This is a genomic window from Geothrix limicola (assembly GCF_030268085.1).
Lineage (GTDB): Bacteria > Acidobacteriota > Holophagae > Holophagales > Holophagaceae > Geothrix > Geothrix limicola.
Map to the genome: position 1 here is coordinate 808,878 of NZ_BSDE01000001.1, position 22,700 is coordinate 831,577.

The window sequence follows — 22,700 nt, forward strand, 5'->3', positions numbered from 1 at the left end:
GAACGAAATGCCACTTTGGCGAAGCCGCAGCACGAAGGCCAGCCCGCGGGAGGTGTCGCGTGACGCCGCTGCCCCTGCCGCTTCCCTCGGTTCCGCCCCTCCCATTCAAAGATCTGCTCGTGGAACCCGAGGAGGCACGTTCGATCCTGCGCCCCCAGAAGGATGAGCGTTACGGCTTCGGATTCGCCCTGAGTCCCTATCGCGGCTGCAGCCACGGCTGCCGTTACTGCTACGTCCGCGACTATCCCAACGCCCTCCACAAGCCTGAGGAATGGGGCGCTTGGGTGACGCCCAAGCTGAACGCGCCGGAACTGCTCTGGTCCCAGCGCCACAAGCTCCACGGCGCGCGGGTCTTCATGGCCTCGGCCACGGATCCCTACCAGCCCCTGGAGCGGCAGTACCGCCTGAGCCGCCGCTGCCTGGAAGTGCTGCTGCTATGTCCCACCACGGAGGTGATCGTCCACACCCGTTCGCCCATGGTGCTCCAGGATCTCGACCTGCTGCGGGCCTTCGGGGACCGGCTCTCCGTGGGGCTTTCCATTCCGACGGACGACGACACCGTGAGGCAGATCGTCGAACCCCATGCGCCCGCCATCCCCAGCCGCTGGGCGGCGGCCGAGCGGCTCACCGCCGCCGGGATCTCCGTCACCATCGGCGTGGCGCCCCTGATGGCGGTGCATGATGCCCAGGCCTTCGCACGCCGCGCCAAGGCCAGCGGCGCTTCCCATGCCTGGGTGGGCGGCCTGCGTCTGCTCGCGCAGGATCCCTTCTACAAGGTGCTGGCCGATCACGGCTGGCTGAAGGTGCTGGATCCAACTTACAAGGAGGGCATCCGGGCGGCCTTCCATGAAGCCTTCCCGCACCGCAAGGCGGCCCGGGAGCCGCGGACCAAGCCGGCCGCGGCCCAGGCTGGGGTTCTGGTGAGGCAGCCGGGCCTATTCGACCGGGTAGGCTAGTTTGGGCGCCAGGGCCGTGGCCACGGCCACCGGCACGTAAGGCGTGAAGGCCTTGAGGGTGCCGGCCCAATCCGCCAGCAGGGCCGCCGCGGTGGCGCTGCCGGTTTCTTCGGCATGGGCTTCCAGCAGGCGGCGGAACAGGGCTTCCTCCTCCTGGCGCCAGTGGATGGCCGAGAGGTAATCGCCGTTCACGCGGGTGGCGCAATCCCGCCTCAGGAAGAGGCAGCCCCCCGTCATGCCCGCGCCCGCGTTGGTGAGCACCTGGCCGAGGATGGCCACGGCGCCGCGCGTCATGTATTCGCAGGCATGGTGTCCGGCGCCTTCGACGACGGCGCTGGCGCCGCTGTTGCGCACCGCGAAACGGTCGCCGGCGAGGCCGCGGGCGAAGAAGCGTCCACCTGTGGCGCCGTAGAGGGCTCCGTTGCCGAGGATGGCGTTCTCTTCGGGTGTGAAGGTGGCGGCGGGGTTGGGTCGCAGCACCAGGGTTCCGCCGGACATGGACTTGGCCACCGAATCATTGGCCTCGCCCAGCAGCTTCACGTGGAGGCCTTCGGTGAGGAAGGCGCCGAAACCCTGGCCGGCGCTGCCGGTGAAGGTGAGCCGCAGCTCGCCGGGCACGGCGGCATCGGCGCCTTCGCGGCGCCGTTCGCGGATGCGCTGGGCGATCTCGCCCGAAAGCGTGGCCAGCACACCCCGGTCCTCCGTATCGATGGGGAAGGCCAGCTCCTGGTGGCCGCCGGCTTCCAGGAAGGGGCGCGCGGCCTCGACGATGCGCTGGTTGAGCAGACCCACACCCTCCGGCTGGAAGCTGGCGGATTCGCCGGCGACCGGCTCGGCCGGGGCTTCGAGGAAGGAGGAGAGGTCGAGCTTCCGGTCCCGCACGAAGGCCGCATGATCCGGCGAAATGGTCAGCAGGTCGGTGCGGTCCATCACCTCGGAGAGCGCGGACACGCCGAGGTCCGCCAGGTGCCGGCGCACGTCTTCGGCGATGTGGGTCAGCATGCGCTCGATGGCTTCGGGGCTACCCGTGTAGCGCGCCTTGAACTTCGGGTCGTGGGTGGCGATGCCGGCGGGGCAGGTGTTCTTTTCGCAGATGCGGGCCATGACGCAGCCCTCGGCCACCAGCAGCAGCTTGCCGAACTCGAAACCCTCGGCGCCCAGGATGGCCGCCGTGACGATGTCCTTGCCCGTCAGCAGGCCGCCGTCCACGCGAAGCTCCACCTGGTCGCGCAGGCGGTTCTCCCGCAGGGTCTGGTGGGCCTCCACGAGTCCGATCTCCCAGGGCAGGCCCGCGTGCTTCATCGATCCCAGCGTGGCGGCGCCGGTGCCGCCGTCGCCCCCGGCGATGTAGAGGATGTCCGCGCCGGCCTTGGCGACACCCACGGCGATGGTGCCGATGCCCGTGCCCGAGACGAGCTTCACGCTGATCTTGGCGGTGGGGTGCACCTGCTTCAGCTCGTAGATGAGTTCTTTCAGATCCTCGATGCTGTAGATGTCGTGCAGGGGCGGCGGCGAGATGAGGTCCACGCCGGGCAGGGAGAAGCGGGCTCTGGCGATGGTGTCGTCCACCTTCACCTTCATGAGCTGGCCGCCCTCGCCGGGCTTGGCGCCCTGGGCCACCTTGATCTGGATCTCCTGGCCCGAGACCAGGTATTCGGCCGTGACGCCGAATCGCGCCGAGGCCACCTGCTTGGTGCTGGCCGTCAGGCCCTCGGTCCAGTAGTAGGGGTTCTCGCCGCCCTCGCCGCTGTTGCTGCGGCCACCCAGGGCCTCCATGGCGCGGATGAGGTCTCGCTGGCTCTCGGCGCTGACGGCGCCGAAGGACATGGCGCCCGCGCCGAAGCGCTTGAAGATCGCGCTCCTGGGTTCCACTTCGGTCATGGGACGCGGTGTCTCCGCTTCCCGGAAGGCCAGCAGGTGCCTGGGGTTGATAGGTTCATCCACCTTCAGGGAGGCGAGGTACTCGCGGTAGACCTCGCGGGCCTCCGGCAGATCCGGATCGAGACCCACGAGGCGGTGCACGATGCGCGAGCGCGCCGAGGTCATGCCGTGGCGCTCGCCTTCGCCGGGCTTGGTGGATTCCCGGAACTGGTGCGTGTGGAGGAGCTTGTCCTGGAAGCCGGACTGGGCCGCGTAGCCGGTCTTCAGCAGCACGTCGCCCGCCAGTTCCTCGTAGCCGATGCCGCCCAGGGGGCTCGCGTGGCCGGGGAAGAAGGTCTCCATGAGCTCGGGGCCCAGGCCCACGGCCGTGAAGAGTTTGGCGCTCATGTAGCTCTGCACGACGGAGATGCCGCATTTCGCCATGATCTTCAGCAACCCGGATTCCAGGGCCGCCATGAGGTTCTGCTCGCGCTCGTCCGCCGAGAGCTTGGCGAAGGAGGGATGCTCGTCTCGGCGCGCGATGTCGAGGGCCAGGTAGGGGCAGACCGCCGAGGCGCCGAAACTGATGAGGGCCGCGAGATGGTGCGAGGTGCGGGCCTCGGCCGTGTGCATGACGATGGAAGCGTTGAGGCGCAGGCCGGATTCGTTGAGGGTATGCACCACGGCGCGTAGCGCGATGAGCCCCGGGATGGGCGGCTGCTCGACGCTGGCATCCTGGTCGCTGAGGATGATCACGGTGGTGCCGCTCTCCACGGCCTGGCGCACATCCGCCGCCAGCTTGTCGATGGCCGCGTGGAAGCCGCTGATGCCGTCCGTGCGCTTGAAGAGGATGGGGAAGGTGCGCGGGATGATCTGGGATTCCGAGGGCCGCATGGACTGCATGCGCGCCAGGAAGCGCATCTGGCCCAGGTCGAGGATGGGCCGCGGCAGCTCCAACGCCTCGTTGAGCGGCACCAGATCCTTGGGGAAGAAGATGTTCGGCGCCCGGCCCAGGAACACGCGCAGGTCGGTGATGTTGCCTTCGCGGATGTAGTCCAGGGGCGGGTTCGTGACCTGGGCGAAGTGCTGGTAGAAGTAGTCGAAGAAGGGCCTGGGCTCGGAGGAGAAGACGTTGGGCCGGGCCGTGTCGCCCATGGAGCCGATGGCCTCTTTTCCCGTGGCGATCATGGGGTAGATCATCTTCTCCAGCTCCTCGCGGGAGCAGGTGAATAGGGTCTTGCGGAAGACGCTGACGGGGCCTTCCGGCGCGACTTCCTCCGGGATCGAGCCGATGGGCGTGGTGCGGGCGTCGAAGGCCGCATCGCGGTTCTCGCGCGACAGGCTGGCGTCACGGAAGTGGACGCGACCCGTGGGCAGGTCCACCTTCACGCCTGTGCCCGCGTAGACGATGCCCTTGCGGCGGATGGCGGCCTCGTCGACAGGGAAGGCGCCGGCCTCGGAGGCGAGGATGAAGCGATCGTCCGTCATGGTCCAGCGGGCGGGGCGGAAGCCGTTGCGGTCCAGGCGCGCGCCGACGGTGTTGCCGTCGGAGAACATCACGATGGCGGGCCCGTCCCAGGGCTCCATGGCCCGGCTCCAGAAGGTGTAGAAGTCCGTCTGGCCCTCGGCGGGGGGCATCATGATGGCGAGGATGTCCTCCATGTGCGGGATGCTGCTGCGGTTCAGCAGGGCCTCGGCGATCTCGTTGAAGCTGCCCGAATCGCTGATGGAGCCGTGGGTGACGAGCTGGTCGGTCTTCAGGCCGATGGACAGCTCGCGGGAGATGGCGCGAGAGCGGTTGCCCGCGATGGTGTTGATCTCGCCGTTGTGGGCGATGAGGCGGAAGGGCTGGGCCTTGTCCCAGCTCGTGCGCGTGTTGGTGCTGAAGCGGCGGTGGATCAGCGCGAAGCGCGTGGCGTAGCGGGGATCCTGCAGGTCCAGGTAGAAGCGGTGCAGGTCGGCGGCGCGGGTGAGGGCCTTGTAGACGATGGTGCGGGGCGAGAGCGAGGCGAAGAAGAATTCTCCGCGGATGCCCTGTTCGGTCTGCTTGGTGCGCAGCACCTGCTTGGCGTTGTAGAGCAGCTTGTCGAAGGAGGCGTCCGTGCGGCAGTGGGCGGGCCGCTTCAGGATGACCTGGCGCAGGGAGGGCAAGGTCTTGCGGGCATCCTCGCCCAGCACCGAGGCATCGACGGGCACCTCGCGGTTCGCCAGGATCTCGAGATCGAAGAAGCTGAAGGTGGTGGCGAAGGTGTCCAGCGCGCGCTGGAGGCGCTCCGGATCCTGGGGCATGAACAGGTTCGCCACGGCGATCTCGCCGGGCTTGTAGCCCAGCAGATCGAAGGGGATGTCGGTCATGATGCCCGCGCCGTCGCTCGAGATCTGGTCGGCCGCGCAGCCGCCGCGGTGCTCCACGCATCTCAGGGCATGAAGGGCGTCCTTCAGGATCTGGTGACAGGCCTCACCATTGCGGCTGGCGATAAAGCCAACCCCGCACGCGTCGTGCTCGTTCCGGGATGCATGTGGCATCTCTCTTCCCTTCGGGATGTGGAGCAGACTATCCGAAAGGCCCGGTCGGCGGGACCCCAAGCTTCGCTTATGGGGGTCCCCCGGATCCGCTTATAGCGGGCCTCTGCGTCCCTTTCTGAACGCTGGCCCCGACCTGTGGGAAACTGGATTCCTCATGACCACCCTCGCCCTCAAATACCGTCCCCGTCTGCTGTCCGACCTCGTGGGGCAGGAAGGCAGCGTGAAGGCCCTGGCCAACGCCCTGAAGCGGGCCAAGGAGAGCGGCCGGATCCATCAGGCTTACCTCTTCGCGGGCGTGCGCGGCACGGGCAAGACGAGCACGGCGCGCATCCTGGCGCGGGCCCTGAACTGCGCCGAAGGCCCCACGGCCACGCCCTGTGGGGTCTGCGATCCCTGCCGGGCGGCTGAACAGCCCGACAGCAGCCTGGACATCGTCGAGATCGACGCCGCCAGCCGGGCCTCCGTGGCTGACGCGCGTGCGCTGCGCGAGCAGGTGCAGACGCGGCCCGCCTTCTGCCGATACCGCGTCTACATCATCGACGAAGTGCACATGCTCAGCACCGAGGCCTTCAACGCGCTGCTGAAGGTCATCGAAGAGCCACCGCCCCACGCCATCTTCGTGCTGGCCACCACCGAACTGCAGGACGTGCCCGACACCATCAAGAGCCGGGTGCAGATCTTCCCCTTCCGCCTGATCCCCGTGGGGCTCATCGAAAGCCGCCTGAAGCACGTCTGCGAGCAGGAGGGCGTCGAGGCCGAGGGCGGCAGCCTGCGCCTGGTGGCGGAAGCCGGCCAGGGCTCCATGCGCGACGCCCTCACCATCCTCGACCGCGTTATCGCCGCCGGTGACGGGAAGGTGCTGGAGGAGGCCGTCCGCGAGCAGCTGGGTATCGTCAGCGCCCACCTGGTGCAGGGCGTGATGTCGGCCCTGGCCATCGGCGATTCCGCCGCCCTGATGGAGGCCTGCCGCGAACTGACCGATCAGGGCGCCGACTGGGCGACCTTCTGGCGGGAGCTGGTGCTGGCCTTCCGCGACCGGCTGGAGCAGGAGGCACGGGCCCAGCGGGGGCCGCAGGAGATGCTGCGCTGGGCGCGGATGCTCAATCTGCTGCTCAGCCGCGAACGCGATCTGCGCGACAGCAGCCTGCCCCGGGTGGTGGTGGAGCTGGCCCTGGTCACGGCCGCCCAGCTGCCCCATCTGGCCCCCCTGGATGCCCTGGTCTCCGGTGCCGCCAGCGCGGGCGCGCTTCCGCCCCGGCCGCCAAGTCCTCCCGCGGGCCCTCCACCGGTCCCTCATAGGGCCCCCCAGGTCGCGCCGGCGCCTGAGGGGCCTCGGAGGCCGGCTCCCGCAGCGGCTCCTGTCCCGGCTTCCTCTGCGCCCGCAGCTCGCCCGGCGATCCGCCCGGTTCCGGCCTCACCCGATCAGCTGCGCACGGCCTGCAGTGAGGCGCTGCGCCAGGCTCCGGGCCTGCGCGCCCTGGCCACGGCCCCGCAGATGGCGGCGGACCTGCGCTGGGAACCGCCCGTCCTTCGGTTCCGTTTTCCCGGCAACGTGCGCCACACGCTTCAGGATTTCGAGCGGGAGAAGGCGAGCCCGCACCTCCTGGAGGCCCTCGGCGGTGTGCTGCCGGGCCTGAAGGCCGTGGAGATCAGCTTCGACGAGCAGGGCGGGGCCGCAGCCGAGAAACCTGAGGATCGCCTCCGCCGCGAACCCGCCTTCCAGGAGCTGCTGCGCCTCAGCGGCGGCGAAGTGCTGGAGATCCGGCGCGAGGGCTGAGGCCCTTTATGGATCAAAGAATGGAATAAGCGGAGGTTTGCGGAGGAGCGGGGGAAAGCGGAGAAAAAAACCTTCTTGTCCTTCTCCGCTTTCCTCAGCAACTCTGCTTTCCTCCGCTTTAAAAATTCTTTTCTGTTTTTTGTCTCTAACGTGCCCGGCTGATCACCCGCCTGACACCGGCGGCATGAGGGCCACTTCGTCGCCATCCCGCAGGGGCGTGGCGCGGTCGGCGAAGGTCTGGTTGACGGCCAGCAGGGCGTCCTTGGGCAGCCGCTCGAACCGCGGGTCCATCAGCAGGTCCCCGAGGGTGGCCGCCGTGGCGCAGGTCTGCTCGGTGAATCCGAGCAGGTCGCGGTAGCGGGCAAAGCATTTCACCGTGAGCATGCGTGTCTCCGCTCCCAGACTACAACGCGGTCTGGTCCCGCACGACCTACTTGGGGCTCCAGGTGTGGCGGATCTCCCCGGATGGGTCGAGGCCGCCGCTGCCCTTGCTGGCGCCGAGCTGGAGGATGACGTTGCCGAAGCGCCACTCGATCTGGCCGGAGGTGATGCTCAGTTCGCCGCTCTTCTTGTGGGACATGACGAAGGCGCTGCGCTGACCCAGGAGGTTGACGCTCTTGCCCATGGTGACCTCCGTTTCGGTGCTGCCCAGGGTCGTCGTGCGCACGGCGACGTTCACGCGGTCGAGGCCCAGGGTGCGTCGCAGCTGCTCCTGGAAGGGGGCGAAGGCGAGGGTCGTGATGAGGCCGGAACCGGCGCTGGCCAGGCCCGAGGTGATGGCGCCCTGCGTGGCCCCCGAGGAGGCTCCGGCGGTGCCGACGTTGGCCACGTTGCCAGGGTTGATGAGGATGGCGACGATCTCATCCTGGCGCAGGCTGGGGATGGAGGTCGGCACGATGGTCAGGTTGCTCAGGGTGCCGCGGATGTCGAGGTTCACCGTATAGCCGGGGATGGAGCTCACGCTGCCCTGAAGGTTGATGGCGGGGTCCAGGGGCCTGGATTCGGAGAAGGCGAGGGAGCCGCGGTCCACCACCATGTCGCCGGCCGGGAAGATGTTGGTGACCCGGCCCCCGGGCTGGAAGATCATCGTGCCCTTGGGCACGGGATGGCCGAGGGTGCCGAGCACCTGGAAGGGGCCCTCGGTGCGGCCCTCCAGCTTCAGGAGGTTGGTATCGAAGCTCCAGGGCGTGCGGAGGTCCAGGTCCAGGTCCAGGCGGATCCTTTCGAGGGGATCGTCCAGATCCAACCCGGTCAGGCCCCCGCTGTCGCTGAGGGCGCTGCGCAGGATCAGGTCCGCGAGCTTCACTTCGGACTGGTAGCTCAGGCGGTCGGCGCGCAGCTTCCCTTTGAGCACGCCGCTTTCCTCGGTGCCGTTGAGGGTGGCCTGGAGGCTGCCCTGCAGGTCCAACCCGTCGGGCACATCCCGCAGCTGGAAGTTGGAAAGGGTGGCCTTCAGGGCGTAGGCCTCCAGCCCGCCGAGCCGCCAGGTGGCCGCCCCGCTGGCTTTCAGATCCCCATGGGCCAGGGTCCCGCGCACGGGGTTCTCTTCGGAAACCGCCAGGGTCCGATCCTTCAGGATGACCGAGGCCTGGATGTCCTCGGCGCCCTGATACCCGCGCAGGCTCATCTGGCCCTTCTCCAGGGACAGGGTTCCGTCCAGCAGGGGATCGAAGTAGGTGCCGTGCATCAGCAGGTCGAAGCGGCTGGTGCCGTGGACGCTCAGTTCGGACAGCAGGCTGTAATCGTCCACCTCCATGACCCGGTCCAGGATCGATTTCATGTGGGCGAGGTCCGCCGATCCCTGGGTCCGAAGCGATAGGGGAACCGAACTCGTGAAGGGCAGGCTGCCGGAGAGGTGCAGTTGCGCGGCCTGGGACGTCTGCTGCGAGGCGGGGCCACGCCCGCCGCCCTCCAGGCTGAGATCCACCGCCACGCCCTGTGCGGTGCCCCGCAGGTTCGAGGGGCCCACCTGGTGCAGTTCGAAGGCTCCGAATTGCGCGGCCAGGTCGTCCAGGGAGCCGGTCCAGGCGAGCTCGCCTCCATGCTTCCAGCGGCCCTTGGCCTTGGCGGAAAGGCGAAGATCCTCGAGCAGGTCATCGGACAGCCCCTGGGCCAGCACGTCGGTGTGTGCGCTTTCGGGGGACACGTTGAGGCTCGCCTCGCCTGCGAGATCCTGGCCCTCCTGGCGGGCCCTGAGTTCGAGCAGGGGCCGGGTCATGCCTTCGAAACCGAGCTGGCCTTCGAGGCGGCCGCGCTCCAATTGGGCCCGGCCCTCCAGGCCTTCGACACTGCGCTCGCCGAAGAAGATCCGGCCCCGGCTCAGGGAGACCCGCCCCTCGGGGAGTTCCAGGTCCCCGAAGGCTTTGGTGATGGGACCGAGCAGCCTGGCCTGCACCTGGGATTGGATATGCGGCCCGGGCAGCGCCAGCAGCTGGGAATCCAGGCGGCCCTCCAGGTCCACCCACCAGGTCCAGTGCTTGAAATCCATGTCGGCCCGTCCGGTGAGGGCCAGCGACCCCTCAGGCGACCGGTCGCCCTGGCCCAGTCGATCAGGCCCTTCGGCAATTCGCGTGTCCGACAGCCTCATTCGGAGAGTGTCCAGATCCATCCAGAAGTCCGAGGAGGCCGCTGGAATTTTGATTCCGTACGTTTCTCCTGATTCGACTTGGGCTGATCCAGTCATGAGGATATGGTCGTAGGGCCCCCAAAGGCGCACCCACCCGCTTCCGATTCCCGTGATGGGCAGGTCCTTTCCCGATTCGTCCTTCAGGTCCGCCGCCCGGAGTCCTTCGGCGGCGGGGAGTTTGAAGGCGGTGAAGCACATGTCCATCTGCGGCTGTCCGGGCGCCGTCCGGGCCCAGGTGAGCCAGATGTCGCCTCCGCCCCGGCCGGTCTCCTTCACCAGGTCGATGTCCTTGATCCAAAGGTCCGAACCGCGGATCTCGACCGTCTTCGCCAAGACACTGTCCGCGTGGGCGCCATGCCAGCGCGGATGGTCCACCTCAGCGGACCCATCCAATTCGAGACCGGCCTTCCGGCTCCAGCGCACCTTGGCCTGGGCCCGGGTCTGGCCTTCCATGTCCAGATCCACGACCTTCCAGGCACGCAGCGCCTCGGCGACCTGATCGGCGCCGACTTCGGCGCTCCCTTCGGCGTCCAATTGGGTGAGACCCCGGGCGTCCAGCGTGGCCCAGCCCGTGCCGTTCACCTTCAGGGCCTCAAGGTCCAGGTTCAGGCGCTTCAAGGTGGCGCGGCCCCGTTCGAGGGTGGCCTCCAGGCCGCCGGCCTCCAGGCCCCGTTGGGAGAGGGTCGCCTGGAGCGAGGCCTGCCAGTGGTCCAGGTGCCCGGCGGTTTCGATGGCCTCCGGCCCCTTGACCTGGGCCTGTATGGCGCCCCGGACGCCCTTCAATTCCGGCACGCGGAGGGCGCGTCCCACGGCCTCCAGATCGAGGTTCTTGCCTTGGAGCGTGGCCTGCACCGGCGCATGGCGGGACCAGTTGCCCTGCGCCTCCAGCTCGCCCTGGGAGGAGGCCCAGCGCAGATGATCCAGGTGGACCCGGTCGAGCCCCCCGCTGCCCTTCACATCCAGATTGCCGGGAAGGAAGACGCCGGCGGCCGGGCGCAGGTCCTGGCCGTCGGCCGCGAAGGTCCATTTGGGCTGGGTCAGCGGGCCCTGGAGCGTGCCCGTGAAGTCCAGGTCGCCGGTCAGGGGAGGGCGCTGGGTTCCGCTCCAGCGCGAGACCCAGCGTGAGACTTGGGCCAGGTCCAGCACGCCCTTCAGGCGGGCGTCGATTCGGCCTGCGGACGGCGGCGTTCCGGTTTCGATCCGGCCGTTGAGGCGGGCCTGGCTTTCACCGAGGCGGAGGTAGGCCTCCTGGATGGAAGCGGAGGGTTCGGAGACCTCGCCGTTCAGGTCCAGCCGGCCCTTCTCCCAGCCGCCCGGGCCCTTGACCGACAGGTGGGCGCCCGTCAGGTCCACCCGCACATGGTTGGGCCCGAGGCCCGTCGCCTTCACATCGAACTGGTAGTGCAGGGCCGGAATACCCCGCACGGGCTCGGGCACGTCGATCTCGCCGCCCGTGAGGCTGAAGTAGTCCAGCCGGAACTGGGGCAGAGGGCCCTTCCGCGGGGGATGCTCCTTGAGCTTGATGGCAGCGAGCCCGGCTTCGGTCAGGCGCAGGTGGGGATGCTCCAGGCGGATCAAGTACAGGTGGTGGGTCGGACTGAGCAGGGACCAGAGATCGGCGTGGACCTCGGCCCGCTTGATGGTCAGCAGGTCCCCGCCGAGCTGGATGTCCTGGAGCACGAGGGAGCCTCCGGCCGGGCGAAGCTCGATGTGTCCGATGGCCAGAGGCAGCCCCGTCTCATCCCGGACGATCGCGTCCAGCTGGCGCACGGTCCAGCGGAGCACCGCGGGCCGGGAGGCGATCCAGGGCAGGACGTTGAAGAGGGTGCCGCCGGCGACGAGGGCGTAGGACACCCGGCGGACCCACCTTCGCCCCCAGAGCCGTTTCACCGCGTCCTTGGTGGGATGCCACACCATCAGTTCTTTTCGCCGCAGTTCGGGCAGACCATGGCCATGCGGGGCAGCTGCCGGTAGCAGAAGCGGCAGAGCCGCGATTGGGTGGCGGCGCGAAGGGTGGGATGGGGGCCGGAAGTGGTCGTCGACAGGACCGCCGTGCCGAGGGGGCGGGTCTCGCGGGCGACGTTGTCCTTCAGGCGACGGAGAGCCTCCAGCAGGGCCTGGGCGGAGAGGAAGCGCTCACCCAGGTTGACGGCGAGGGCCTTCATCACCACCTCGGAGAAGGCCTTCGGCACGATGGGGTTGCGCAGGTGCGGCGGCACGATCTGCTGGCTGGTGAGGGCCTGGGCGATCTTCAGGGGATCGGCGTCGTAGAAGGGCACGGTGCCGGTGAGCATTTCGTAGAGCGTGATGCCCAGGGACCAGAGGTCGGACTGGAACACCGCGCGGCCCCGGAAATGCTCGGGTGCCATGTAGGGGGGCGAGCCGATGCGCGTGGGCGCGTAGGGCACGTGCTGCATCTCCAGCACGCGGGAGGTGCCGAAATCCGTGACCTTGGCGACGCCGTCCCGGTTCACCAGGATGTTGGCCGGGCGCAGGTCGCGGTGGAGGATCTGGTGCCCGTGGGCGAAGGCGATGGCGCTGCAAACATCGAGCCCGATTTCGAGCGCACGGGTGGGCGGCAGCGAGCGCTCGCGGCGGATGAAGCGGTCGAGCCCCTCGCCCTCCACGTATTCGAGCACCATGAAGAAGATGCCGTTCTTCCGCTCGACGGTGATGAGTTCGACGATGTTCGGATGCTTCAGGCCCGCCATGATGCGCGGCTCCTTCAGCAGGTCCACGATCTCGTCCTGCTGCTGGTGGGGCACCTTCAGCGCCACCTTGCGGTTCACCCATGTGTCCATGGCCAGGTACACGGCGCCGAATCCGCCGGAACCGAGGCGGTCCAGGATCTGGTATTTGCCCAGGGTCTGGTCCTTGGAAAGCACGGGGGGAGGCTCCGAAGCGATGGATTCAGCATGACCGAAACCCGCGGCACATCCTAGTGCGGCGAGGTGCGGTTCCTAATCGAAGATGCGGTCGAAGAGGGAATCCCGGTCCTCCCAGGCGCCGATCAGGTGGCGGATCCTGGGCGATGCCTCGACGCCCATGCTGTAGGCGCGGCGGAAGACGGCCCGATCCTCCACCGTGGCGCGGTGGTGCTGGCGCAGGTGCTCGCCCCAGCTGGAGCTGAGGAAGCTTTCGACGAAACGGATCTGGCCGGGCTCGGGCTGGGCCAGGTCGTGGAAGAGCGACCAGCGCACGGCGCCATCCCGGATGCGGATGCGGCGGACCTCTCGCATGGCCTCCTGGAAGGCCGCCTTGCGATCCTCGGGCACGAGGTACTCCAGCACCGTGAGGATCGGGCCCTCGTCGGGATGGATGGATTCGGGGGCGTGGGGCTTCTGGCGATGGGGGCTCAGATCCATGGGCTCGTCCAGGGCCTGGATCTTCAGGCGCGCCGTGGCGGCGAGCAGCAGCCACATGCCGATGCCCGCCGCGGCGAAGGCGGTGTGGATGCCGCGGTGCTCGCCCACCCAGCCCCAGAAGGCCGCGCCGCCCGCCATGGCGCCGCCCCAGACCGTGATGTAGACGCCCAGGGCCCGCGCCCTCACCCAGGAAGGCACGGAGAGCTGGACGCCCGTGTTGCAGGTACTGAGCACCGTCAGCCAGCCGCCCCCGCAGACGAGGAGGATGAGGGCCACCGGAATGGCGTGGACGACGAAGGCGAGGCCCAGCAGGCCTGTGGCGAAGGTGGCCGTGGCCAGCGCCAGCAGCTGATTGGGGCTGATGCGGGCCTTGAGGGCCGGCAGCAGGAGCGTGGCCGTGACGGCGCCCACGCCGGTGCAGCCCAGCAGCAGACCGAAGGCCGAAGATCCCAGGTGCAGGTGGTGGATGGCCAGGGTGGGCAGGAGTGAGAAGATCGGCCCCCCAAAGAAGACGAAGCCGCCGCCCCGCAGCAGGATGATCTGGAGCACCGTGCGGTGGCGCGTGTAGCGGAGCCCGACCTTCATGGCGGCGCTGAACCGCTCGGCGGGCAGGTCGGTGGTGGTGGGCTGGCGCTTCCAGCTCTTGAAGACCGCGAGCACGCCGAGGAAGGAGACGGCGTTGAGGGCGAAGGCCCAGGTGGGCCCCAGCCAGCCCACCACCAGGCCGCCCAAGGCGGGACCCACGGCGCGGCTCACGTTGAACCCGGCGCTATTGAGTGCCACGCCGGCGGCGATCTGATCCTTCGGCACCAGGTCGGGCACCGAGGCCTGCCAGGCCGGGGCGTTGAGCGCGGCCCCCACGCCCAGCAGCAGGGACATGGAGATGAGCACGCCCGGTGTCACGAGATGCAGGGCGGAAAGGATGGCCATGGCCGTGGCTGCCGACAGCATCCAGGTCTGGGTGAGCAGGAGCATCCGCCGCCGGTCCACGATGTCGGCGATGGCGCCGGCGGGCATGGAGAGGATCAGCATGGGCAGGGTGGCCCCGGTCTCGATGAGGCTCATGAGTAGCGGGGAGCGGGTGAGCTCGGCCATGAGCCACTTCTCGCCGACGCTCTGCACCCAGGTGCCCACGTTCGAGGCCATGGCCGCGATCCAGATGGCCAGGAAGAGGCGGTTGCGAAGGGGTGCGAAAGGGCTTCTGGCTTCGGTCACAGGTTCAGGCTATCCGGTCCGGGGAGGGAAATACACCTCATGACGAGGCATGAAAAAGAAAGCGCGCAGGGAGGAGAACCTCTCGCTGCGCGCTTTCGCGGTTCGGTGTGCCGGCGGCGGGTTAGCCCAGGAACGCCTTGAGCGTCTTGGAATACCGCGGATGACGGATCTTACGCAGCGCCTTCGACTCGATCTGGCGGATGCGCTCGCGGGTGACCGCGAACTCGCTGCCCACCTCCTCCAGCGTGTGTTCGGAGCCGTCGTCGCCCACGCCGAAGCGCATGCGGAGGACGCGCTCTTCGCGCTCGCTGAGGGTGTTGAGGACGTTGCGGACGGTCTCCTTGAGGCGCTGCTGCACGACCTGCTCCACGGGGGAGACGACGGTCTTGTCCTCGATGAAATCGCCCAGGTGGGAATCCTCCTCCTCGCCGATGGGCGTTTCGAGAGAGATGGGCTCCTGCGCGATCTTCATCACCTTGCGGACCTTGCCCACGGGCATGTCCATGGCGTGCGCGATCTCTTCGCTGGACGGTTCGCGACCCAGCTTCTGCACCAGCTCGCGCTGGGTGCGGATGAGCTTGTTGATGGTCTCGATCATGTGCACGGGAATGCGGATCGTGCGGGCCTGATCGGCGATGGCGCGGGTGATGGCCTGGCGGATCCACCAGGTGGCGTAGGTCGAGAACTTGAAGCCGCGGCTGTATTCGAACTTGTCCACGGCCTTCATGAGCCCGATGTTGCCCTCCTGGATGAGGTCCAGGAACTGCAGGCCACGGTTGGTGTAGCGCTTGGCGATGCTGACCACGAGGCGCAGGTTGGCTTCGATCAGCTCGGCCTTGGCACCGCGGCTGATGCTTTCGGCGGCCTTGAGGCCGTTGAAGTCCTTGTGGAACTGCTCGCTGGTGGTTTCGTACTTCTCGAAGAACTCGGCCAGCGTCTTTTCGATGTGGGCGAGCTCGTCCTTGTACTTGTCCTTCAGCTTGGCGAAGGCGGGGTTCTTCAGGCGGTCCCGCAGTTCGCGGCACTTGCGCTCGCCGGCCATCACCTGGCTGTGCTGGTGGGTGATGCGGTCGATGAGGCGCGTGACGGCCAGGCTGTTGAGGCCCAGCTTGCGGATCTGACGGGACAGGCGGCCGCGGGCCATGAGGACTTCGCGGTCGAGCTTGCGCTTCTTGGGCAGGGTCTTGGTGCCGGCATCCACCTGCAGCTTGAGGTCCAGCAGTTCCTGGAGGGCCTGATCGTAGACGAGCAGCTTCTCGAACTGGTGGTGCACGTGCTGGGTGGCCGACGTGCTCTCGGCATCCTCGTCGTCATCCACCTCGTCGGAAAGGCCCACCACCTCGCGGATCTTGCCGGGGTTCTCCTTCAGCATGCGACCGATGTCGATGAGCAGGCTGGCGGCCAGACGCGAGCGGGAAAGCGCGCGCATGACGCTGCGCACGCCGATCTCGATGCGCTTGGCGATCTCGACTTCGTCCTCGCGCTTGAGGAGGGGCACCGTGCCCATCTCCTTGAGATACATGCGGACGGGATCGTTGAACTTGTCGCTGTCGGGGCTGTCGATCTCGACTTCGAGATCCTTGTCGGCCTTGCCGGAACCGCCCTCGACCACGATGAATTCGGGTTCGATGGCTTCGCGGTTGGCCTGGGCTTCTTCTTCGGTGGCGCCGATGCCCACGCCCAGACGGGCGAACAGGCTCAGGACCACCTCGAGGTCCGCCGGGCTGGAGGCGGCGTCGGGGAGGAAGTCATTGAGCTGGTCAACCAGCAGGAATCCGTTTTTCCTTCCGATGGAGATCAGGGCTTTGGTCAGGGCGTAGTAGCTGTCGCGTTGCGGCGTTGGAACCATTCGGACCTCAAAGAGCGCTGCGAACTTCGGACCGGGGGACCCGGTAACCGAGGGATGTACAGATCTCGGCCAATGTACCGACCGAGTCCGGAACTTTTCAGTATAGGGGATCGGCCGAATCAGGCAAGAGCTGAAGTCTTGGCAGAGATCAGCGCAGACCCCTCCGGCGACGGGACAGCTCCTTCTGGCGGGCCAGCAGGTCGTTCTGCCGCGCCATCACCCGGTTCATGAGGGCCTGGTCCACCACGGTGCTCGGATCCTGGAGCAGGCGGTTGTTGGCCTGGAGCTCCCGGTCCACGTACCGGCCTTCAAGCTTCACGAACAGGGCCTCGGCATCGCGTCCCGCCTCATCCTGGCGGCTGGCCTGGGCTTCCAGATGCCGCAGGCAGGCCACCACGCCTTCGGGCAGCAGGGAGGAATCCCCTTCGGCATCCAGCAGGGCCTGCAGCAATGGCGCGCCGTCCAGGCTTTCCCACCAGGCGGGGGGCGCCTCCTGCACGCGCCGCCACTGGCCCGAGGCACAGAGCAGCAGGAGGCTGCGGATCAGCTCGTCCATCTGGGGCAGGACGGGGGCCTGGGCCGGAGCCTCCTCGGTCGCCTGGATCGGCGCCTGGCGGCCCTTCACGGCCCGGTCCAGCTCCTGGATGGGCACCTGCAGCTGGTGGGCCAGGCTGGAGAAGAGGTCGCGGGTTTCCGTGGTGCGGGGCAGGTAGGGCAGGAAATCCAGCAGGTCCTTGAAGGCGCCCATGCGATCCGAGATGCGGCGCAGATCCTTGCCTTCCATGGCGCGGTCCACCATGAAGGCCGTCCAGTCCGGCGCGGCGCGCAGGAGGTCGCGGAAGGCCTCGCCGCCGAGCTTGAGGCACCAGGTGTCGGGATCCTCGCCCTGGGGCAGTTCCAGCAGGCGCACCTCGAAACCCAGGGGCAGGGCCATTCTCAGGCTCTTCTCCATGGCCCGGCGGCCCGCCGAATCGCCGTCGAAGCAGAGGATGACGCGGCGGGTGAAGCGGCCCAAGGCCTTCAGGTGATCCTCGGTGAGGGCCGTGCCCAGGGGCGCCACCGCCTGGTGGATGCCGTGCTGATGAAGCTGCAGCACGTCGAAATAGCCCTCCACCACCAGGGCTCCGTCGCGCATGGCGCCTTTGGCGCGGTGGAAGCCGAAGAGGGTGTTCCCCTTGTGGAAGAGGGGCGTGTCGCGGGTGTTGAGGTACTTGGGCTGCCCCTCGCCCATGATCCTTCCGCCGAAGGCCACGATGCGGCCGCGGGCGTCGTGGATGGGGATGGTGAGGCGGTTGCGGAGGAAGTCGATCTGGGTGCCCCGCTCGCTGCGGCTGGCCAGGCCCGTCTGCTCCAGCAGCTCACCGGAGAAGTTCAGGCCGCGGAGGTGGTTCACCAGGGCATCCCAGGCATCGAGCGCCATGCCGAAACCCGCCTCGGCGAGGAAGGCCCCTTCGTAGCCGCGGTTTCGCAGATAGGCGCGGGCGCCCTCGTGCCGGGCCAGCTGGGCCTCGAAAAAGGCCTGGGCCGCGTCCAGGGCCGAGCGCATGCGGGTTTCCAGATCCACTTCGGCGGAAGGTCGCTCCCGCCGCTGGGGCAGGTCGATGCCCGCGGCCCGCGCCAGCTGCTCGAGAGCCTCGGGGAAGCTCATGCCCTCCCGCTCCATGAGCCAGGCGAAGGCATCGCCGTGCTTGCCGCAGCCGAAGCAGTGGTAGAAGCCGCGTCCCGGCACCACCTGGAAGCTGGGGCTGCGCTCGGCGTGGAAGGGGCAGAGGCCCACGTGGGCCGAGCCCTGCTTGCGCAGCTTCACCGCCGAGCCCACCAGGGCCAGCAGGTCCGTGGCGTCCCGGACGCGCTCGACGATTTCACGGTCACGCATGGATTGAGACTTCCTGAAAAAAAGAAACCACACTCGCGGGGTCGCAGAGGTGGCCGAGGGTGCATAGCAAAGCCTTCCAACAGCATAACCTCGGCGCCCTCTGCTTTCTCGGTGCTCTCTGCGAGTGCCTTTTCTTCCGTGATTTACGTTTGGCTAGGGCGTGGCATGCTTGAGGATTCGTTCGGTGAATCCCATGAGCCAGCTCCTCGACACCATCCTGCTCTTCAGCCTGCCCGCCTCGGGCAAGTCAGAGGTGCGCCGCTACCTCGCCAGCCTCACGCCGGACCAGTGCCGGAACGACTTCCACATGGGCCCCACGTTGCAGTTGGACGACTATCCCTACGTCCACCTCATGCACCGCATCGACGACGAGCTGAAGGCGAACGGCCTTGGTTACGCCTACTACCACGGCCCCAACCGCCCCTTCCGTGACAACTGGACCTGGGCCGTGCTCATCGAGCTGCTGAACGAGGATTACGCCAACCTCATGGCCAGCCGCCAGACCCTGGTGGCCAGCGCCGCCCAGCACCTCTTCGACCGCCTCGACGCGGCCCACGCGAAGGTGGGCCTGTCCCAGCCCCTCGGCGAGATCCCCCACCGCATCCGCGTGCGCATGGCCGAGGCGCTCGAGGCCGAGTGCCGCGCCGAGCTGGACGCCCTCAACCGCCAGAACGCCCAGGACAAGGCCGGGCGCACGCTGGTCATCGAAGCCGCCCGGGGCGGCGCCAACGGATCGGCCTTCCCGCTCTGCCCGCCTCACGGCTACGACACGGCCTTCCAGACGCTGTCCCCGGCCATCCTCGACAAAGCCTCCGTGCTCTACGTGTGGGTGGATCCGACGGAAAGCCGCCGCAAGAACATCGAGCGCGGCCGCCCCGACGGCCAGGGCAGCATCCTGCACCACAGCGTGCCCATGGAGGTGATGCTGGGCCAGTACGGCACCGATGACATGGCCTGGCTCATGGAGCAGAGCGACCGCCCCGGCACCATCCGAGTGGAGCGCCTCATCCAGGTCGGCGACCGGTACGAGACCCGGGTCTACCACCTGCCCGTGGCCCGCTTCGACAACCGCCGGGACCTGACCACCTTTGTTCGCGAAGACCAGAAGCAGTGGAAGCCCGAGGACGTGAAGGCCATTCACGGCGGCCTGAAGGCGGCCTTCGACCAGCTGGCGAAGCGCTAACACCCGCCGGTTGATTCACCGCCGAGAACGCAGAGGCCAAGATCGCCTTCCTCTGCGTTCTCGGCGTTCTCTGCGGTTGGCGTGTCTTTTAATCAGTGCGCCCCGTTGCCGGCCTTGGCGTTCCAGATGCGGGTCATGATGAAGGCGCCGATGAGGCTGAAGGGGATGATGGAGCCGACCCACACCCAGGCGTGGGCGGGCTGGTGGCCGTGCGTGGCCACGCCATCCCACCCGTAGGTCTTGAGCACCCAGCCGAGGCCGAAGCCCGTGAGGCCCGAGCCGATGTACTGGATGCCGTCCAGCGCGCCCGCCACGGAGGCCGCGGCCTTGCGCCCGCCGAAATCCATGCTGGCGGTGCCGCTGAGCATGCCGTGCACGCCGAAGATGAACATGGCCGTGAGGCCCAGCAGCAGCACGGCCCAGACCTGGCCACCGGGCGTGCCCTGGCCGAGCGTCATGCCCAGCAGGCCGAGCATCAGCACCTGCACCAGGTAGAAGAGGAAGGCCACGGGAGGCCGCCTCGACTGGAAGAGCTTGTCGCTCATCCAGCCGCAGAGCAGGCCGCCGAGTATGCCGCCGCCCATGAAGGCGATGCCCGTCCACCAGAAGAGGTGCTCCTTCTTGCCCAGGTGGTAGATCTCCTGCAGGTACTCGGTGAAGTAGAGCATCACGCCCTGGCGCACGAAGCCCGTGCAGAACTCCGCGAAGATGAGCGCGACGATCACGGGATTGTGGAAGACCTTGCGCATGAGGTCGCCCAGGGGCAGGGGCGCGTCCTCGGCGTGGTGGGCGTTGGAGCCGTCGCCCGTGTCGAAATCGACGTGCCCGGCATGGCTGGGGCGGTTGCGCACGAGGAACCAGTCCACGGCGAACATGAAGGCCATGGCCGCCGCCGGCACGAACCAGATGACGGTCCAGCTGCGGAAGCTGGCCAGCAACCAGGCCCCGATGGTGGTGGCCAGGAAGTAGCCCGAGCTGATCATGATGCCGAAGATGCCGCCGAAGACGCCGCGTTCGCTGACGTGGAACCAGGTGCTGTTCACCTTCACCACGGACAGCGCGCCGAAGCTCTGGAAGTACATGTTCGCGCTCCAGAGCAGGCTCATGCTCAGGAGGATCTGGGTGACGTGGTTGTTCAGGAACATGAACCCGATGGCCAGGTTCAGGAGGGCCGCGCCGAGGGATCCGAGCAGGATGGCCTTGCGCCCGCCGAAGCGGTCCGCCAGCGGGCCGTTGAAGGCCACGGCCAGGCCGTAGGTCCAGAAGCCCGCGGAGGCGATGAGTCCCATCTGCGCCTTGTCGAGGTGGTACCAGGCGCCGATGTCGTTCTTCACGATGTTGAAGTTGTAGCGGCCCATGTACATGGCCGCGTAGGTCAGCCCCAGGGGAAACCAGTTCAGGAAGCGGCGCAAACGAAAGGCGGGGCTGTGATCCAAAGGAACCTCGATGGATTCAAAGGTACCGGAGCCTCCCCGCTACCCCAAGCCACAAGGCTGTAACTCCGATCAAGTCCCGCCTGGCGTGATGAACTGCCTACTGCACCTTGTGGAAGACCTCGTCGGTGCCCGTGAGTTCCCAGGCGCCCTTGCGGCGCTCGAAGGTGGCGTAGCGCACCCGGGTCTGGCCGAGCTTCGCATCCTGGTGCAGGGCCTGGAAGAGGGCGAACTGGGCGGTGGGCTTCTCTAGCCGGATCTCGTAGGCCACGCGGCAGCCTTCGCGGGTGGGCTCCATCTTGAAGGCGCGGACGAAGTTCGCCTCAGCGGCGGGCATCGCGAAGCCCTTGGGGGCGGCCTTGATGGCCTTGGGGGCATCCGGCTTCAGTCGGAAGGTGAAGCTCTCCCTGGTGCCCTCGGTCTTGGCGGTGATGTCGAACCAGCCCGTCTTCTCGAGGTTGGCCTTGAGGTCGGTGATGCGCAGGTGTTCGGGGGTGCCCTTCTCGGCCATTACCTGATCGGGCACGGTGACGGGGACCACCACGGGGTAGTCCTTGCGGATCAGATCCTCGGCCTTGGTGCGATCCAGCTTGGAGCTGCAGGCCAGGGTGAGCAGCAGGGCGGGCAAGAGCAGAAGGTGGCGCATGGTCGTTTCCTTATCGATTCGCAACGTTTCGCAAGAATGGTGACACAACAACCTGTTCGCCACACAACCTCGCAGTATCCTATGAAGCTTCTGATGATAGGAGATCGTCGTGAATCCTGGCTACCTGGCCCACCTCAACCGCGAGATCGAGCTGCTGAAGGAGGCCGGACTCTACAAGACCGAGCGCGTCATCACCTCGCCCCAGCAGCCCCAGATGAAGGCCAACGGCAAGGATGTCGTCTGCCTTTGCGCCAACAACTACCTGGGCCTGGCCAACCACCCCGATGTCATCCAGGCCGCCAAGACGGTGATGGATGCTCACGGCTTCGGCATGGCCTCGGTACGCTTCATCTGCGGCACCCAGGACATCCACCGGGAACTGGAACTGAAGCTGGCCGCCTTCCTCGGCTTCGAGGACACGCAGCTCTACTCCTCCTGCTTCGACGCCAACGGCGCCATCTTCGAAGGTCTGCTGGGCGAGGAGGACGCCATCATCAGCGATGCGCTGAACCACGCCTCCATCATCGACGGCATCCGGCTCTGCAAGGCCAAGCGCTTCCGCTATGCCAACTCCGACATGGCCGACCTGGAAGCCCAGCTCAAGGCCGCCGACGCCGCCGGTGCCCGCTTCAAGCTGGTGGTGACCGACGGCGTGTTCAGCATGGACGGCTACATCGCCAAGCTCGGCGAGATCTGCGACCTGGCCGAGAAATACGGCGCGATGGTGATGGTGGACGACAGCCACGCCGTGGGTTTCATGGGTGTGAACGGACGTGGCACGCATGAGCACTGTGGGGTCATGGGCCGCATCGACTTCATGACGGGCACCTTCGGCAAGGCCCTGGGCGGCGCCTCCGGCGGCTACATCGCGGGCAAGAAGGAAGCCATCGACTGGCTGCGCCAGAAGGCGCGCCCCTACCTGTTCTCCAACTCCGTGGCCCCCGCCATCGTGGCCGCCACGCTGAAGGTGCTGGACCTGCTCAAGAACAGCCAGGGCCTCATCAAGCAGGTGCATGAGAATGCCCGGTACTTCCGCGCCGGCATGGAGAAGGCCGGCTTTAAGCTGCTGCCGGGCGAGCACCCCATCGTGCCCGTCATGCTCTACGAAGCGCCGCTGGCCCAGGAATTCGCCAAGCGCCTGCTGGACGAGGGCGTCTACGTCATCGGCTTCTTCTTCCCCGTCGTGCCGAAGGGCCAGGCCCGCATCCGCACCCAGATGAGCGCGGCCCACACCCGCGCGGACCTCGACCACGCCATCCAGGCCTTCACCAAGGTGGGCCGCGAACTGGGCGTGATCAGCTAGAAAAACCTTTGGCCGGGGCTTGCGCCTCGGCGGACAAGGGCGCATGGTGTCTCGGGATTCTCGGGAGGTTGCGTGACCTTGCCGC

Annotated in this window: 13 protein-coding genes; 4 read left to right on the forward strand and 9 right to left on the reverse strand. The window is 67.6% G+C overall.

Annotated elements, in window-relative coordinates:
* The first annotated feature begins 59 nt into the window (after positions 1–59).
* Positions 60–956, forward strand: a complete 897-nt coding sequence (locus QSJ34_RS03410) for an SPL family radical SAM protein (protein ID WP_285570336.1) — start codon at positions 60–62, stop codon at positions 954–956.
* Here the strand turns inward: QSJ34_RS03410 and gltB are convergent.
* Positions 936–5,342: a glutamate synthase large subunit gene (gene gltB, locus QSJ34_RS03415; protein ID WP_285570339.1), complete on the reverse strand. Its 4,407-nt coding sequence runs from the start codon at positions 5,340–5,342 to the stop codon at positions 936–938. The genes QSJ34_RS03410 and gltB overlap by 21 nt on opposite strands.
* A gap of 154 nt (positions 5,343–5,496) precedes the next feature.
* On the opposite strand from gltB, the gene dnaX reads away from it, so the two are divergent.
* A complete protein-coding gene (gene dnaX, locus QSJ34_RS03420; RefSeq protein ID WP_285570342.1) occupies positions 5,497–7,119 on the forward strand; it encodes a DNA polymerase III subunit gamma/tau in 1,623 nt (540 codons plus the stop codon).
* A gap of 162 nt (positions 7,120–7,281) precedes the next feature.
* Here the strand turns inward: dnaX and QSJ34_RS03425 are convergent, their stop codons facing one another.
* The 6 genes from QSJ34_RS03425 to dnaG form a co-directional block, all read right to left on the reverse strand.
* Positions 7,282–7,503 carry a MoaD/ThiS family protein gene (locus tag QSJ34_RS03425; RefSeq protein ID WP_285570345.1) on the reverse strand — a complete coding sequence of 74 codons (222 nt, stop codon included), beginning with the start codon at positions 7,501–7,503 and terminating at the stop codon, positions 7,282–7,284.
* Between the two features lie 46 nt (positions 7,504–7,549).
* Positions 7,550–11,662: a translocation/assembly module TamB domain-containing protein gene (locus QSJ34_RS03430; protein ID WP_285570348.1), complete on the reverse strand. Its 4,113-nt coding sequence runs from the start codon at positions 11,660–11,662 to the stop codon at positions 7,550–7,552.
* Entirely contained in the window at positions 11,662–12,630 is a 969-nt protein-coding gene (locus tag QSJ34_RS03435) for a serine/threonine protein kinase (protein ID WP_285570352.1), read from the reverse strand. The genes QSJ34_RS03430 and QSJ34_RS03435 overlap by 1 nt, the downstream gene beginning before the upstream one ends.
* A gap of 75 nt (positions 12,631–12,705) precedes the next feature.
* The gene (locus tag QSJ34_RS03440; protein ID WP_285570355.1) at positions 12,706–14,325 is read right to left on the reverse strand and encodes an MFS transporter; all 1,620 of its coding nucleotides are present in this window, start codon (positions 14,323–14,325) and stop codon (positions 12,706–12,708) included.
* Between the two features lie 121 nt (positions 14,326–14,446).
* Entirely contained in the window at positions 14,447–16,174 is a 1,728-nt protein-coding gene (gene rpoD, locus QSJ34_RS03445; RefSeq protein WP_285570359.1) for an RNA polymerase sigma factor RpoD, read from the reverse strand.
* Positions 16,175–16,322: 148 nt separating this feature from the next.
* The gene (dnaG, locus tag QSJ34_RS03450) at positions 16,323–18,050 is read right to left on the reverse strand and encodes a DNA primase (RefSeq protein WP_285570362.1); all 1,728 of its coding nucleotides are present in this window, start codon (positions 18,048–18,050) and stop codon (positions 16,323–16,325) included.
* A 193-nt stretch (positions 18,051–18,243) separates the two neighbouring features.
* On the opposite strand from dnaG, the gene QSJ34_RS03455 reads away from it, so the two are divergent.
* Entirely contained in the window at positions 18,244–19,233 is a 990-nt protein-coding gene (locus tag QSJ34_RS03455) for a hypothetical protein (protein WP_285570365.1), read from the forward strand.
* A 92-nt stretch (positions 19,234–19,325) separates the two neighbouring features.
* On the opposite strand, the gene QSJ34_RS03460 is transcribed toward QSJ34_RS03455, so the two are convergent.
* Positions 19,326–20,669, reverse strand: a complete 1,344-nt coding sequence (locus tag QSJ34_RS03460) for an MFS transporter (RefSeq protein WP_285570368.1) — start codon at positions 20,667–20,669, stop codon at positions 19,326–19,328.
* A gap of 97 nt (positions 20,670–20,766) precedes the next feature.
* Positions 20,767–21,312: a hypothetical protein gene (locus QSJ34_RS03465; RefSeq protein ID WP_285570371.1), complete on the reverse strand. Its 546-nt coding sequence runs from the start codon at positions 21,310–21,312 to the stop codon at positions 20,767–20,769.
* A 109-nt stretch (positions 21,313–21,421) separates the two neighbouring features.
* On the opposite strand from QSJ34_RS03465, the gene QSJ34_RS03470 reads away from it, so the two are divergent.
* Positions 21,422–22,615, forward strand: a complete 1,194-nt coding sequence (locus QSJ34_RS03470) for a glycine C-acetyltransferase (RefSeq protein ID WP_285570374.1) — start codon at positions 21,422–21,424, stop codon at positions 22,613–22,615.
* The last annotated feature ends 85 nt before the right edge of the window (positions 22,616–22,700 follow it).

What these genes read in the sequence shown, in the direction of transcription:
- dnaX (WP_285570342.1), top strand. Translation starts at nt 5,497, where the DNA reads ATGACCACCCTCGCCCTCAAATACCGTCCCCGTCTGCTGTCCGACCTC.
- gltB (WP_285570339.1), bottom strand. Translation starts at nt 5,342, where the DNA reads ATGCCACATGCATCCCGGAACGAGCACGACGCGTGCGGGGTTGGCTTT.
- QSJ34_RS03455 (WP_285570365.1), top strand. Translation starts at nt 18,244, where the DNA reads ATGAGCCAGCTCCTCGACACCATCCTGCTCTTCAGCCTGCCCGCCTCG.
- dnaG (WP_285570362.1), bottom strand. Translation starts at nt 18,050, where the DNA reads ATGCGTGACCGTGAAATCGTCGAGCGCGTCCGGGACGCCACGGACCTG.
- QSJ34_RS03425 (WP_285570345.1), bottom strand. Translation starts at nt 7,503, where the DNA reads ATGCTCACGGTGAAATGCTTTGCCCGCTACCGCGACCTGCTCGGATTC.
- QSJ34_RS03430 (WP_285570348.1), bottom strand. Translation starts at nt 11,662, where the DNA reads ATGGTGTGGCATCCCACCAAGGACGCGGTGAAACGGCTCTGGGGGCGA.
- rpoD (WP_285570359.1), bottom strand. Translation starts at nt 16,174, where the DNA reads ATGGTTCCAACGCCGCAACGCGACAGCTACTACGCCCTGACCAAAGCC.
- QSJ34_RS03465 (WP_285570371.1), bottom strand. Translation starts at nt 21,312, where the DNA reads ATGCGCCACCTTCTGCTCTTGCCCGCCCTGCTGCTCACCCTGGCCTGC.